12 protein-coding genes and 1 pseudogene are annotated in these 13,894 nt (G+C 69.9%); 6 read left to right on the top strand and 7 right to left on the bottom strand.

The window, feature by feature from the left end; all coding sequences use genetic code 11:
* Positions 1 to 111 precede the first annotated feature (111 nt).
* A pseudogene (locus ACFYOY_RS48610) lies at positions 112 to 645 on the bottom strand (TerD family protein); the annotation flags it as partial.
* A 156-nt stretch (positions 646 to 801) separates the two neighbouring features.
* On the opposite strand from ACFYOY_RS48610, the gene ACFYOY_RS48605 reads away from it, so the two are divergent.
* Together ACFYOY_RS48605 and ACFYOY_RS48600 are read left to right on the top strand one after the other, a co-directional pair.
* Positions 802 to 1,170, top strand: a complete 369-nt coding sequence (locus ACFYOY_RS48605; RefSeq protein ID WP_208519283.1) for a BlaI/MecI/CopY family transcriptional regulator — start codon at positions 802 to 804, stop codon at positions 1,168 to 1,170.
* A gap of 197 nt (positions 1,171 to 1,367) precedes the next feature.
* The gene (locus tag ACFYOY_RS48600) at positions 1,368 to 2,078 is read left to right on the top strand and encodes a M56 family metallopeptidase (protein WP_388594501.1); all 711 of its coding nucleotides are present in this window, start codon (positions 1,368 to 1,370) and stop codon (positions 2,076 to 2,078) included.
* 78 nt (positions 2,079 to 2,156) lie between these two features.
* Here the strand turns inward: ACFYOY_RS48600 and ACFYOY_RS48595 are convergent, their stop codons facing one another.
* From ACFYOY_RS48595 to ACFYOY_RS48580, 4 genes are all read right to left on the bottom strand, one after another.
* Positions 2,157 to 2,834: a DUF305 domain-containing protein gene (locus tag ACFYOY_RS48595; RefSeq protein WP_388594498.1), complete on the bottom strand. Its 678-nt coding sequence runs from the start codon at positions 2,832 to 2,834 to the stop codon at positions 2,157 to 2,159.
* Positions 2,835 to 2,905: 71 nt separating this feature from the next.
* Positions 2,906 to 3,409: a hypothetical protein gene (locus ACFYOY_RS48590; RefSeq protein WP_388594496.1), complete on the bottom strand. Its 504-nt coding sequence runs from the start codon at positions 3,407 to 3,409 to the stop codon at positions 2,906 to 2,908.
* Between the two features lie 98 nt (positions 3,410 to 3,507).
* Positions 3,508 to 3,987, bottom strand: coding sequence for a general stress protein (locus tag ACFYOY_RS48585; RefSeq protein ID WP_351906239.1), 480 nt, complete (start codon positions 3,985 to 3,987; stop codon positions 3,508 to 3,510).
* Positions 3,988 to 4,420: 433 nt separating this feature from the next.
* The gene (locus tag ACFYOY_RS48580) at positions 4,421 to 4,717 is read right to left on the bottom strand and encodes a hypothetical protein (protein WP_351906236.1); all 297 of its coding nucleotides are present in this window, start codon (positions 4,715 to 4,717) and stop codon (positions 4,421 to 4,423) included.
* 123 nt (positions 4,718 to 4,840) lie between these two features.
* Between ACFYOY_RS48580 and ACFYOY_RS48575 the strand changes: the two genes are divergently transcribed.
* Positions 4,841 to 5,209, top strand: a complete 369-nt coding sequence (locus ACFYOY_RS48575; protein WP_388594492.1) for an arsenate reductase family protein — start codon at positions 4,841 to 4,843, stop codon at positions 5,207 to 5,209.
* 112 nt (positions 5,210 to 5,321) lie between these two features.
* Here the strand turns inward: ACFYOY_RS48575 and ACFYOY_RS48570 are convergent, their stop codons facing one another.
* The gene (locus ACFYOY_RS48570; RefSeq protein ID WP_351906231.1) at positions 5,322 to 6,956 is read right to left on the bottom strand and encodes an AMP-binding protein; all 1,635 of its coding nucleotides are present in this window, start codon (positions 6,954 to 6,956) and stop codon (positions 5,322 to 5,324) included.
* Between the two features lie 448 nt (positions 6,957 to 7,404).
* Here ACFYOY_RS48570 and ACFYOY_RS48565 point away from each other — a divergent pair, with 448 nt between their 5' ends.
* Entirely contained in the window at positions 7,405 to 9,408 is a 2,004-nt protein-coding gene (locus tag ACFYOY_RS48565; RefSeq protein WP_351906228.1) for a M6 family metalloprotease domain-containing protein, read from the top strand.
* A 101-nt stretch (positions 9,409 to 9,509) separates the two neighbouring features.
* On the opposite strand, the gene ACFYOY_RS48560 is transcribed toward ACFYOY_RS48565, so the two are convergent.
* Positions 9,510 to 10,907, bottom strand: a complete 1,398-nt coding sequence (locus ACFYOY_RS48560) for a M28 family peptidase (protein WP_351906225.1) — start codon at positions 10,905 to 10,907, stop codon at positions 9,510 to 9,512.
* Positions 10,908 to 11,168: 261 nt separating this feature from the next.
* Here ACFYOY_RS48560 and ACFYOY_RS48555 point away from each other — a divergent pair, with 261 nt between their 5' ends.
* Together ACFYOY_RS48555 and ACFYOY_RS48550 are read left to right on the top strand one after the other, a co-directional pair.
* Positions 11,169 to 11,816 (top strand): hypothetical protein, encoded by a 648-nt coding sequence (locus tag ACFYOY_RS48555; protein ID WP_388594489.1) that lies wholly within the window; start codon positions 11,169 to 11,171, stop codon positions 11,814 to 11,816.
* Positions 11,817 to 11,857: 41 nt separating this feature from the next.
* Positions 11,858 to 13,894, top strand: a 2,037-nt coding sequence (locus tag ACFYOY_RS48550) for a type I polyketide synthase (RefSeq protein WP_388594486.1), incomplete at its 3' end; no start/stop codon positions are given.

The following is a 13,894-nucleotide window of genomic DNA, read 5'->3' as shown; positions in this document are numbered from 1 at the left end:
CCCCCCCCCCCCCCCCCCCCCCCCCCCCCCCCCCCCCCCACCCCCCCCCCCCCCCACCCCCCCCCCCCCCCCCCCCCCCCCCGCCACACCGGACCCCGGCCGCCGGGACCCTCAGGAATAGTCCTGGCCCATGAGCCGCCCAAAGTCTTCGGGATCCGTGTCGAATCCACGAATGGCGCTCTGCATTCCCCATTCCCCCGAGTCGTCCCGGGTGAATACCGCGACCGTGGCGGCAGTGGCTTCTGAGACACCGGTGAAGTCGCTCTTAATGAGCTCGGTGTATCCGTTGAGAATCCGGACGCTGGTGTTCGGAACATCTCCGAACGCCTTCCGTCCCGAGTTCGGCTGGATGACTATCCCGACGACCACCCGCGAGTATTCGGACGACAGCCGTTCGAGTTCGAGGGTCATGGACTCGTCGGTGCCGAGACCCTGACCGGTGCGGCTGTCCCTGTTGAGGTTGATGGTGCCGTCCGGTGAGCGGCTGTCGAAGTGGACGAGATACGCGGGCTCACCGTACGGATCGGCGGCGCGGTACGTCCCCGCCACGATGTCGAGATCATGGGGCGGCTCACCGGTGGGGCTCGGATCCCACTTGAGCGCCACCTCGATTTTCCGAAGCCCCTTGTTGAGACCAGTCACCCGGACTTCCCTTCCCTCGAACCGTGCGGATGTTGAATGCGCGTGGCGTCAAGCGTATCGCGGGCAGGGCGAGTTGAGGATTTCCCGACGGCCGCGTGCGGGGCCTCCCCGAGGGGTCTCTACTATGGGCCTCCGTACTAACGGCGGAAGGAAGCGTCCATGCGACGGTTGGGGGAGCTCGAGGCGGAGATCATGGACCGCCTCTGGGCTTGGCAGCGTCCCACCACAGTGCGGGAGATCGTGGACGACATCAATGAGCACCGCCCGGTCGCCTATACCACGGTGATGACCGTCGCTTCCATCCTCTACAACAAGGGCTGGCTGCTGCGCGCCAAGGAGGGCCGGGCGTGGGTGTACTCACCGGTCCGCAGCCGCGAGGAGTACACCGCCGCCCTGATGGAGGACGCGCTCGGCACCAGCGAGGACCGCCCCGCCGCCCTCGCCCACTTCGTCGAGCAGATGGGCCCGGAGGAGGTCAGCGCGCTGCGCAAGGCATTGCGGGCCGCGGGGCGGCGGACCCAGGCGTGACCGCCGCCCTCGCCCTGGGCTGCTACGCCGCCGTGGTCGGCTCGATGGCCCCGAAGGCACTGGCGCGCAGCGCCTGGCCGTATCGCGCACCCGGCTTGGCGGTTGCCGTTTGGCATGGATTGGTCCTGTCGTTCACCATCGCGCTGGCTCTGACCACTTATCACCTCGTCACCCCAACTTGGTATTTTCATAATGGAATGTCCGGCTTGCTCCGGTTCTGTGGGTTGGCGTTCGACGCCCGCATCCCGGGCACGGGCCCGGTCGGCGTTCCGGCCATCGCCGCACCGGCCTTGGTGGCACTGCTTCCGCTCGTCTGCTTCGGCCATGAGCTGCTGCGGGCCCGGCGCGTGCGGGCCCGCCACCGGGGCGTACTGGACCTGGTCGGCCGGCGCTCGGCGCGATGGCGCGCCACCGTGCTGGACCATGACACGCCCGCGGCGTACTGTCTGCCCGGCCGCAGGCCGCGGATCGTCGTGAGCGCGGGTGCACTGAGACTGCTCTCCCCCGCGCAGCTGGAGTCCGTACTGGAGCATGAGCGCGCGCATATCGCGGGGCGCCACCACCTGGCGCTGGCGGCCACCGAGGCGTTCGCCCGGGTGTTCCGGTGGCTGCCGCTGGCGCGCGAGGCCAGGGCGCAGACGGCACTTCTGCTGGAGATGGCCGCAGACGACCGGGCCCTGCGCCGCCATCCGCGCGAAGCGCTCGTCTCCGCCTTGTACGCGATGGCGGCGGGCCACGCCCCCGGCGAGGCCTTCAGCGTCGGCGGACCGGACGTCGTGGTCCGGCTGCGGCGGATGCTGGAGGCCCGGCGGCGTCCGCATCCGGCGCTGTGCGGCGTGGCAGTGGCGGCCGCGGTGGCCGTACCGCTGCTGCCTCCTCTGCTCGGCTGCGCCCCCGGAATGGGGTAGCGCCCCTGCGCGCCCCGGTGGCCGCCCCGGGCCACGCGGAGGGACCACGGGGCCCGGGGCGGCGGAGCGGGATGCGGATCAGAGCCGGTCGAGGAGGGTTCGCAGGGTGGCGACCTCGGTGGACTGGTTCTTGACGACGTCGTCGGCGAGCTTCTTGGCCTTGGCGTCACGGCCGTTCTTCTTCTCGTCCTTCGCCATGGCGATCGCGCCCTGGTGATGGTCGATCATCATGTTCGCGAAGACGCGGTCGAAGGTGGGTCCTTGAGCGGCCTCGAGCTTCCCCATGTCCTTCTTGGACATCATTCCGCCCATATCACCCTTACTGCCTGAACCATGCTCCATGCCATCCATGCCGCCCATACCGCCCGAGGACGCCTTCTCCGGCTTGCCCCAACCCTTGAGCCAGGACCTCAGGGTGGCGATCTCCGGGCCCTGCGCCTTCTCGATCCGCCCCGCCAGGCTCGTGATCCGCGCGTCCGAGGCCCGGTCATCGGCCAGTGCGGCCATTGCCAGGGCTTGCTCATGATGCGGGATCATCATCTGCGCGAAGCGGACGTCCGCGTCGTTGAACGTGCCCGCCGCGGAGCCCGTGGTCGCCTCGGAGGCGGCGGACTCCTTCGTGCCCGCGTGGTCCATGCCCTTCATGTCGTCGCTCCCGCCGCACCCGGCGAGCAGCAGCCCTCCGGCGGCGACGGCGCCCACGAGTGCGAGACGGCGATGGAGCGGCCGACGCGGGACATGCGTGAATGCGGTCATGTCGATATACCTCTTTTTGCCAAGTATTGACTGTTCCATGGGGCGTACCGGCGCTTTGCGCGCGGTTCGGCCTAAATCCGCAGAACAGACAGGGCAGTGAGGTCGGGTCCGCGTGACGGAGGGTCGGGCCGTGCGACGACGGCCGACGCCACGGGGAGCCTCAGCGGGGGACCGCCGCGGCGGCTGAGCACCCCACTCAGGAGCGCTCCGAGCACCCAGACGCCGAGCACCGCGACACACAGCGAGGCCATGTCCATCCCGGTCATGGGTGCGCGTGGCTTTGTGTATGGCTTTGTCTCGGGCGCGGCCGGCGCATGCCCGGCCTCGGCGGACGAAGCAGGCGCCGCCCGATGCGATCCGGAGCCGGTGACGGCCGTACCGTCGTCGCGGTCGCCGCCGTACGGCGCGGGGCGCAGCTCACCGGAGGCATGGTGTGCCGAGGGGCTTCCACCCGGACCGGATCCGCCGTCGGGATGGCCCAGGGTGTGCATGACGAAAACACCGAGCGCGAGCACGACGACGAGCAGGAGCCGCGGAAGGACTCCGTCCGCGCGCACACTCCTGCCGGTGTTCACCCTCGCTCCTCGGGGGTCGGTGTGATCTCTCGGAGCCACACCTTACTCCTAATACCGTTAGTATGTGCACGGACCCCCGGAAGACCCTCGGAAGCCGCTCAGCTCTCCTGCATCGCGAGCCTGGCCAGCATGTTCTTCGCCTCATCGGCGACCTCGGCGTCCGCGACCACGTCATAGCGCGCGGCCACGATCTGGCTGCGGGACGAGAAATCGCGCTGCCCCCGGGTCATGGCATGCCCGACGAAACCGAAGATCGCGCCGAACACCGCGCCATAGACGAGACCGCTCACCAGCAGCACGATCACGTTGTTGGCCCCGGCGGCGAATACGGTCAGCAGCAGCCCGACCAGCAGTCCGAACCAGGCCCCCGTACCGGCCCCCGCCAGCGCCGCACGGCCCCTGGTCATCCTCCCGAGCACGGTCTCGACCATCCGGAGGTCCGAGCCGATGATCGCCGTGTGTTCCACCGGGAACTTGTTGTCGGAGAGGAAGTCGACCGCGCGCTGGGCGCCGGCGTAGGTCGGAAACGAGCCGACGACCGGGCGGTCGACCACCTCCGACGGCGGTTGCTGTGTCATCGCCGCCTCCCTCCTTCAAGGAGAGCGTGCGCCCGCACCTGCCCCCTCGCAACGGGAGAGGCGGCGGGAGCCGCGAGGGGGGGCAGGTGCGGAACCTCCGAGGATGGTCCGCGCCGCCGGATATCCGGAACGCCGGCGCGGCTATCCGCGGAACATTTCCCCGGCCCTCTTCGCCCTTCTCCCTTCCACTCTCCGCCCTTCCTTTCCCACCAGGGAACGAGACCGCGCCATTCCTGGAAGGGGCCGCTTCCTTTCGCGCTGTCGGTGCATGCGGCCTGCTGGGGCCTGCTCCCGCTCTCGGGAAACCGTTAGCCGTTTTCGGTTAACCGTTGACAGCAAACGCAGCCATGGGTACGGCTGACGCTGACGCGGTGACCGCGCGCCGCCGGGCCGGGCCCGCCGCGCTCCGAGAAGGCGCGGCGGGCCGGCGGTTTCAACTGCGGGCGGGGCGGTCGGTGTGATCGGTACGGATGAGGGAACGCACCATCCGGCAGGTGATGTCGGAGGGCGGATGCACCCCGATCCGGGCGGCCGTGGAGCGTATCTTGCGGTTGGGCGCCTGCTCGGGGCGGTAGACACCGGAGTTGAGCAGCGCGACGGCCAGGCGCATGGCCTTCAGACGGCGGTTGTGGGACTCGTACCACTCACGCGGACGCCCGGCGGGCATCCGCTTCTTCGGCAGGGTCGGAAAGCTCGGCAGCTCCTGAAGAGGGGGTGCGGCAACGGCCATCGGCAGCCTCCTGAGATGGTCGGGAAACCTTCCCTTCAACTGCCTCCATTCTACGGCCGGGCACCGACAAAGGCCCCTGGTCAGGCGCCATTTACGAAGCGGGCTCGCGATACCGTGTACGGCATGGAGATCTGGATCAATCCGGCATGCTCGAAGTGCCGTGGCGCGCTCACCCTGCTCGACGCGGAGGGGGCCGGGTACACCGTCCGCCGCTACCTCGAAGACGTGCCGAGCCAGGACGAGATCCGCGAGGTGCTCGGCCGACTCGGCCTGGAGCCATGGGACATCACCCGCACCCAGGAGGCGGCCGCGAAGGAGCTGGGGCTGAAGGACTGGCCGCGTGAGGAGAGGGCTCGGGACCGCTGGATCGCGACGCTCGCCGAGCACCCCAAGCTCATCCAGCGGCCCATCATCACGGCGGACGACGGTACGGCGGTGGTGGGGCGCACGGAGGAGGCGGTGCGGGAGGCGCTCTCCCGGTCCCGCGAGTGACCTCACGGACATCGGCACGCCCCGGGCGCCCCGTGTCGCGGCACGGGGCTCCGGGGCGTACGCGGTACGGCACCGGGTCATGCGCGGAGGCGGCCTCGGCGCGGGAGGCCGCTCAGCGGCGCCGGGGCGAGGGCTGCTGCGGACGCAGCAGGAACCGCTGCGTCTTACCGCTGGAGGTCTTCGGCAGCTCGGCCACGAAGTGGACGTTCCGCGGATAGGCGTGCTTGGCGTACCGCTCCCTGACCAGCTGCTGCAGCTCGGCCGCGAGCGCGTCGCCCGCCTCCGTCCCGGGACGCGGCACGACGAACGCCTCCACGACCTCGCCGTACTCCTCGTCCGGTACGCCGACCACGGCGGCCTCCGCCACCGCGGCGTGCTCCAGCAGCACGGTCTCCACCTCGAAGGGGCCGATGCGGTAGCCCGCCATCAGGATGATGTCGTCGCCACGCCCGGAGAAGAACAGATGGCCCTTCTCATCGCGGGAGGCGGTGTCCCCGGTGTAGAACCAGCGCCCGTCGGGGCTGAACTTCTCGGCGGTCTGCTCGGGGGCGTCGCGGTATCCCTTGAACCACATCAGCGGGCTGTTCTCGATGTCCACCACGATCCGGCCGGGGATGTCCACACGGGCCATCGCGGAGTTGGTGTCCTCGCGCAGCACCTTCACCCCCCAGCCGGGCAGCGGACGGCCCATGGAGCCTCGCTTGATGTCGTCGCGCAGGGCCGGGTGCCAGGCGTGGGCGATCACCATGCCCAGCTCGGTCGAGCCGTAATGGTCGCGCACGGGGACCCCGAGCGTCTCGAGCGCCCAGTCGACGACGTCCGGAGGCAGCGGCTCGCCCGCGGCGGAGCAGCAGCGCAGCCGCAGATCGCCGGGGGCGGGGATGCCGGAGGCGCGCAGCTTGCGGTAGACGGTGGGCCCGGCGGCGAAGTTGGTGACCCCGAAGCGGGAGAGCACCTCCCAGGTGGACTCCGCGGAGAAGAGGCCGTTCAGCAGCAGTGCGCGCTGCCCGAGGGCGAGCGGCCCGATGAGCGCGTAGTACAGGCCGTACGCCCAGCCCGGGTCGGCGGCGTTCCAGAAGACGTCCGTGGGCCGGTGGTCCAGGCCGAACTGCTGGTACATCGCGAAGCCCGCGGCGGCCCGCAGCGGGATCGGGACGGCCTTGGGGGTGCCCGCGGTACCCGAGGTGAACAGCTCCACGATGAGGCCGTCGCCGCCCACGGCCACCGGCTCGGGCAGCATGGCGTCTCCCTCGGCCAGTTCCGCGAAGGACAGGTCGGCTCCGGTGACGGGTCCGGTGGTGACGATCCGCCAAGGGCGCTCGCCGGGGAAGCCCGACTCCGGGTCCAGCTTGGGGCGTTGGTCGGCGTCGCTGATCACGACCTTGGTGTCGTTGCCCGCGATCCGCAGCGCGATGGCCGGCGGGGCGAACGCGGTGAACAGCGGCACCTGGACGGCCCCGAGCCGCCAGATCGCAAGGCTCGCGACCAGCAGGTCGGCGGATTTGCCCATCAAGGTCGCGACGCGGTCGCCCACGCCGACTCCCAGGGCGGCCAGGGCACCGGCCATACGCGACGAACGGTCACGCAGCTCCCCGTACGTCATGTCGTGGCCGGTCAGGTCCTTGCCCACCACAGTGAACGCGACGGCGTCGTCCGGGTGCCTGTCGCACAGCAGGTACGCGGTGTTCGCCGCAGGCTCACCGAAGGTCTTGAGCAGGTCAGCCATGCGCTGTTCTGGGCTGGTCAAGAGGGCTCCTAGTGCTGGTATCCACGAATCGCGCCGGACGGGAGACAGGGCCGGTGCCCGGCTTCGGGCGAGCGCGGACTCACCTCGGGGGCGCGGGCGCATCTCGCCTTCCGGGGTGGGCTGTTCCCGGGTTGCGCTGAGCCGAAGTCCCAGGCGGCAGCTCCCGTTGGCCTGTACACGCTATCGCGCTTTCCCGCCGGTCCGGCAGCCGTCCTCCGGTACCGGGACCGGGACGACCTCCGCGACCCGGAGCGGAGCCGATGGGAGCCGGGAGCGGAACCGGCGGACGATGGCCCCGTCCGTCACCGACGCACTCTGGCGCCCCCTCTTTCCCCGCCTTACCTTTGGGCAACGGTAGGCATACCGCTGGTACGGCTTGTCATGTCTGAGCTCCAAGACGCCCGACACGAGGTGAGCCTTGTTACTCCCCCGAAGACCCGTCGGCCGGATGACCGTCGTCGCCACGGTCCTCGCCACCGCGGCGGCCATCGCCGCCGGACCCGCGCGGGCCACCCCCGATGACACACCGTCGGCCGGCTCCGCCCGGACGCCGCTGGTGCGGCCGATCGACCCGCAGCAGTGGCGCAACCCCGACGACATGACCTGGGCCGACTACCGTGCGGTCCCCGGAACGCGCTGGGCGGACCCCGACGTCAAACCCACTCAGCGCACCTTCAAGGGCGCGCTGGTGCTCCTGGACTATCCGGACGAGGAGTTCACGGTCAGCCGCCCGGCCGGATCCACCCTCTTCGGCAATCCCCAGGCCAGCGCCTCCGATATCCCCCGCGCTCGCCTCCCGCGCTTCTACCAGGACTTCCTCAACACACCGGGGCCGCTGAACAACGGTCACACCATCAACGAGTACTGGATGGAGGACTCCGGCGGCCGCATCGGTGTCGATCTGACCGCCTTCGGTGTCTACCGCATGCCGGCCAAGTCCTATCAGTACGGCGTCGAGGACTCGATGAACCCGGGCGCCTGCCCGGCCGGGGACACCTGCGACAAGGACATCCGGGCCGACGGCAAGGCCGCCTGGGTGGCCGATGTCGGCGCCGACGAGGCGGACTCGTTCGACTTCGTCTTCTACCTCACGGCCGGACAGGACGAGTCGTCCACCTGGCAGGAGTTCGGCCAGATGAAGTTCCCGAGCGCGGCGGACATACCCGCCGGCTGGGGACCACCGGCCACCGCGGGCGACAACTCCGCCCGGACCCGCTATGTGCCGTGGACATCCTGGCAGTCCGCCGCCCGTATCTGGCCCAACGCCGCCGACGGGTCGTCGGTGCAGGCCGAGAGCTCCGGCATGGCCGTGTACGCCCATGAACTCAGCCACATCCTGGGCATCGGGGACAACTACAACAACCCGTACGGCACCCCCCTCAGCCGTTCGTACACCGGTATCTGGGGCATGCTCTCCCGCGGTTCGTTCAACGGCCCCGGCGGGCCGCACACCCGCTGGCAGATCCCCGCCACCGCCGGTGGCTCGATGGGCTCCCAGCATGTGCTGCGCGACAAGCTGAAGCTCGGCATCGTCGACGAGAAGAACGTCCTGCGGCTGGACCGCGACGCCCTGAAGAGCTCCGGCCTCGTCGTCGCCCGGGTCACCGCACGCTCGGCGCCACCGGGTGCGAAGGGGCTCTCCGGGGTCAACATCGCCCTGGGCCGCGATCTCTCGCCGTCCTGCGACAACGCCACCGACCCGCTGTGCGACGGCGGTGGCTACGACAACTACACCGTCGAGATCGTCGACCGCATGGGCATGGACTCGTTCACCCCGGATCACGGGGTGCTGCTCACCAAGACGAAGAACAAGGACCGGGCCCCGTTCGCCTGGGTGGTCGACGCACATCCCGAGGACATCGACCTGGTGGACTTCCGGCGCCCCGACGGCACCACCCAGAAGATCACCATGGGCGACTACCGGCAGCTCAGCGATGCGCTCTTCCACGCCGGAGCCGACTCCGGCAGCCAGTACGAGTACATCGACCGGGCCAACCGGCTGCACTTCTATGTGCTCGACCTCAAGCGCGACCGGTCCGGAGTGCTTTCGTACACCATCGCGGTGAAGTCCCTCGACGGCACCGGACCACAGCGCCGCGGACTGGCCCTCCACCGCGGTGAGGCCAAGGGGGACGCCTCCCGCTCCCGGGCCGTGTGCACCTTCGGCCTCGACAACACCGGACGTGCTACGGGCAACCGGGCCGAATCGGCCGCCACTTCGGTCGACTCGGATGTCTACCGGCTGTCGGCGAGGGCCGTGGGCCGGGGCTGGTCCGCGTGGCTGCCCAACCGTCTCGCCACCGCCAGGGCCGGTGGATCGGTGGATGTCGAGGTGGCCGTGGCCGCGAAGAAGGGCGCCACGCGGCAGGGGGCGGTCATGCTCACCGCCCGCTCCGAAAGCGATCCGCACCGCACCGCCAAGGCGCTGTGCCGGCTGTCGAGCCGCCGGTAGGGCGATGGGTGACAGGTGACGTGTGAAACGGGTGGCGGCCCGCCGGCATACGGCGGGCCGTCCCTGCTACCTGCTCCGCGGGCGGTCGGGGCTCGGTGGCCCTACTCCGTCTCGTCCCCCGCGGTCTGGATCGGCACCCGGAGGGTGTCGGGCTCGCACCCGGCCGTACCGGCGATGATCCGCGCCGCCCCCTTGGTGAGCGGCACCAGGCTCTGCTCGTCCACCTTGTCCGGGGTGTCCCGCGGATCGAAGATGTACATGGGCGTGGTGATCAGCTGCACCAGTGGCACACCCGTGTAGTAGAAGTAGGCGCCGTCGGTGGCCGGGTTCGGTGCGAAGGCGGTCGGCGACAGGATCCATGAGCGGCGCAGGTCCTCCGCCGCGAGGGACTCGGCCACCAGCTGCTCCAGCTGGGGCGCCTGGGTGGTGAACCACCAGCGCACCTCGGGGTCGTCGGTGGGCACGACCTCCCCGTCGACCACCACCGCCTGGCGTGCCGCGTGTTCCAGATGCATTTCGAGGACGACCTGCGGAAACAGCTCGGGGTGTGCCGCGATGAACGCCTGTGTGCCCGCGGCGCCGGCCATATGGCCGGACGTCAGCACGAACAGCATGTTGTGCGGTCGCAGCTCCTGGGGCACCGACGCCCAGAACTTGGCCTGTGCCAGGACGAGCGCGACCCCGGAGGCGTCCTCCACGGCCGACGCCCAGGGGCCGTCGTGGTGTGAGCCGATGATCAACCAGTGGTCGGAGGCGCCGGGCAGGGTGCCCACCACATTGTGGGTGGTCTCCTCGGTGATGGTGGCGTCGGAGACGATCCGGCCCTCGCACTCCCCGGACGCCATCAGCTCGCGGACCCGCTGCCCGTCCTCGCCACTCAGCCAGATGCCGGGGATGGGGCGCCGTTCGGCGTCATAGGGCCAGTAGAAGTCGCTGGTCTCCCAGGGCAGTCCGGTGAGCAGGCCGACGTAGGCCGTGGCACCGTCCTTGATGGCGATGTCGAAGTCCAGCACATGGGGAAGGTCGAACGGCACGGTCTGGACGAGGTCGGGGAACACGCCCTCGGGGTCGTAGGAGCCGGTGGCCCGGGCCTGCACCTCGGTCTGCGGCAGCCGCGTGAAGCCGATCTCCTGGACCGCGATGGAGCCCCGTACCTCCCCGTCCTCCATCCGCGCCAGCCGGCCTTCGGTGCCCCCGGTCGGCGTGGTGTACGGCAGGGCGAGTCCCTCGAAGCGGATGGCCTCATCGGGGCGGCCGGTGGGCCAGATCTCGAAGGCGGCGGACCGCGGCCGCCAGATGGGCGTGTCCAGCGGCTCCAGCCGCACGTCCGCCAGCCCGGTCTCCCGGAACTGTTCCGCGGCCCACTCCTCGGTCCAGCCGTCGGCCGGATAGCCCGCCCGGCGAATGCCCTGGCTGACGATCAGTTCGATCCAGGCCATCATCTCCTTCGACGTGGGTGCCCGATCGAGGTACTTCTCCAGCGCCGGCCAGCCGCTCATCGTCATCCTCCTCATCGCCACGGTCCGGATTCATGCTCGACGGGCGGGCTAAAGCTGGACTAACGCGAAGCCAGTGCGCCTCCTTTCGCGGGCCCCTTTCCGTATCGGTTCGTATCAATCGGCTCGTATCAGGGAGGAGGCCAAGCCGGGCATTAGACCCACTTTGGTGACGGCGCAAATGATGGTCGCCGTATCCGGACTGGTCGCCTGGCAGGTGGCTCAGCCGCAGGTCAGCGCCCGATTGACGGTTGGGAGTCGAGTGTGCGCACCGAGAAGTCAGAGGAACGGGAACCGGATGGCACGGCCCGGCGGGGGAAGTGGACCCGGCGGGTTCCGGCCGGTGTCGTGGGCGTGGCCGCCGTGAGCCTGATCGCGCTCACCGTCTCCCCGGTGAACGCCGAGCCCGATACCAGAGCCAAACCGCCGCGCGGCAGGAATCCGCTTCCCGCTCCCCCGCAGATCCGCGATCTCGACTTTCTGCTCGGCTCCTACACCTGCGAGTACACCCCGCCGCCGGGTGGCACGGCGGCGGTGCTGAAGCTGACCACCAAGCGGGCGATGGGCGGGCATTACTTCTACACGGACGCCACCCTCGAACCCGGAAACGTGGTCGGCCGTTCGACCTTCGGCTGGAATCCCGTCGACGGGAAATTCATCAACCAGTACCACGACAACTGGGGTTCCTCCGGAAATTACACCTCGTCCGGCTGGCAGGACGGCCACCTGATATTCAAGGGTCCCCTCACCCAGGTGATCACACCGAATGCCACGGGGCAGACATCGGGCGTGAAGCTGGACCTCATGGATGACTACCAGGTGCTCGGTCGAGCGCATTTCAAGAACTCCACGAGCTTCACCTTCCCCGACGGAAGTACCTTGCACGGCAGTTACGACTGCCGCCGCCAATAGCGTTCAGCGTTCCGGACCGAGGGAAGTGGGGGTGGCCGACCATGGCGAGCAATGAAGAGAAGCTGCTCGACTATCTGAAGCGGGTGACGGCGGATCTCCGGCAGACGCAACGCCGTCTCAAGGATGTCGAGTCCGCGGGGCATGAACCGGTCGCGATCGTGGGAATGTCCTGCCGCTTTCCCGGAGGCGTACGGTCCCCCGAAGAGCTGTGGGAACTGGTGGCCACCGAGCGGGACGCCATCTCGGAACTCCCCACCGACCGCAATTGGGACCTGGAGAATCTCTTCCATCCCGACCCGGACCACCCGGGGACGAGTTATACGCGCGAGGGCGGCTTCATCGACGACCCCGCGGGATTCGACGCCACGTTCTTCGGCATCAGCCCCCGCGAGGCTCTCGGCATGGCCCCGCAGCAGCGGCTGGCCCTGGAGGCGTCCTGGGAGGCCATCGAGCACGCCGGTGTCGACCCGGAGTCGCTGCGGGGCAGCCGGACCGGCACCTTCATCGGCTGCGATCACCTCGACTACTGCTCCGACGCCTCCCAGGTGCCCGAGGGCTCGGCCGGCTACTTCACCATCGGCAACTCCGCCAGTGTGGTGTCCGGCCGGGTGGCGTACACCCTCGGTCTGGAGGGCGCCGCGGTGACGGTCGACACCGCGTGCTCCTCCTCCCTGGTCGCCATGCATCTGGCCTGCCAGGCGATCCGGCAGGGCGAATGCGATATGGCGCTGGCCGGGGGCGTGGCCGTGATGTCCTCCACGGCACCGTTCATCGGCTTCAGCGAGCTGCGAGGGCTCGCCCCGGACGGCAGGTCCAAGGCGTTCTCGGCGAACAGCGACGGCATGACCCTGGCCGAAGGCGTGGGCGTCCTGCTGCTGGAGCGGCTGTCGGACGCGCGCCGCAACGGCCACCAGGTGCTGGCCGTGGTCCGGGGCACGGCGGTCAACCAGGACGGCGCCAGCAACGGCCTGACCGCGCCGAACGGGCCGTCGCAGCAGCGCGTGATCCGGCAGGCGCTCGCCAACGCCCGGCTGTCGCCGTCCGAGGTGGACGCGGTGGAGGCGCATGGCACGGGGACCACTCTGGGTGACCCGATCGAGGCGCAGGCGCTGCTGGCCACGTACGGCCAGGAGCGGGACGAGGGACGTCCGCTGTGGCTGGGGTCCATCAAGTCCAACATCGGGCATGCGCAGATGGCGGCGGGTGCGGCCGGGGTCATCAAGATGGTGATGGCGATGCGGCATGGGATGCTGCCCGCCTCGCTGCACATCGACGAGCCGACACCCCATGTGGACTGGAACGCGGGCGATGTCCATCTGCTGACCGAGGCGCAGGAGTGGCCGCGGGGCGAGCATCCACGCCGGGCGGGGGTCTCCTCGTTCGGTATCAGCGGGACGAACGCCCATCTGATCCTGGAGCAGGCCCCCGAGGAGGCCGCGACGGAGCTCGGGGACTTCGGAGCGGGTCCGGTGACACCGGTTGCGGTGGACCCGGGGGCGGTGGAGCCTGTTGCGGTCTCGGTGGAGCCGGTGGGTGGGCCGGTGCCGTGGGTGGTGTCGGCGCGCGGGGCGGAGGCGCTACGGAGCCAGGCCCGGGCGTTGGCCGCACGGGTGAACGCCGATGCGGGAGTGAGCGCTGCGGAGGTGGGCTGGTCCCTGCTGCGGACCAGGACGCTCTTCGACCACCGGGCCGTGCTCATCGGCCAGGACCGTGAGGAGCTGGTGGCGGGACTGGAGGCACTGGCCGCCGGGGAACCGCATCCGGGCCTGGTGGGGCCCGGAGAGACGACTGGTGATGCGACCGGGCAGACCGTGTTTCTGTTCAGCGGGCAGGGCAGCCAGCGCCCCGGCATGGGCGCCGACCTCTACGACCGCTTCCCCGTCTTCGCCGAAGCCTTCGACGAGGTCTGCACCCTCCTCGATCCGCATCTCGAACACCCGCTGCGGCAGGTGGTCTTCAACACCGACCCGGAGCATGCCGCGCTGCTGGATCACACCACCTACGCCCAAGCCGGACTGTTCGCCCTGCACATCGCCCTGGCACGACTCCTCGACTCAGTCGGCGTACGCCCCGACGCC

It is taken from the genome of Streptomyces sp. NPDC007875 (genome assembly GCF_042868035.1).
GTDB lineage: Bacteria > Actinomycetota > Actinomycetes > Streptomycetales > Streptomycetaceae > Streptomyces > Streptomyces antimycoticus.
The sequence above is the reverse complement of the archived record's forward strand: the minus strand, read 5'-3'. Positions and strand labels throughout refer to the sequence as shown.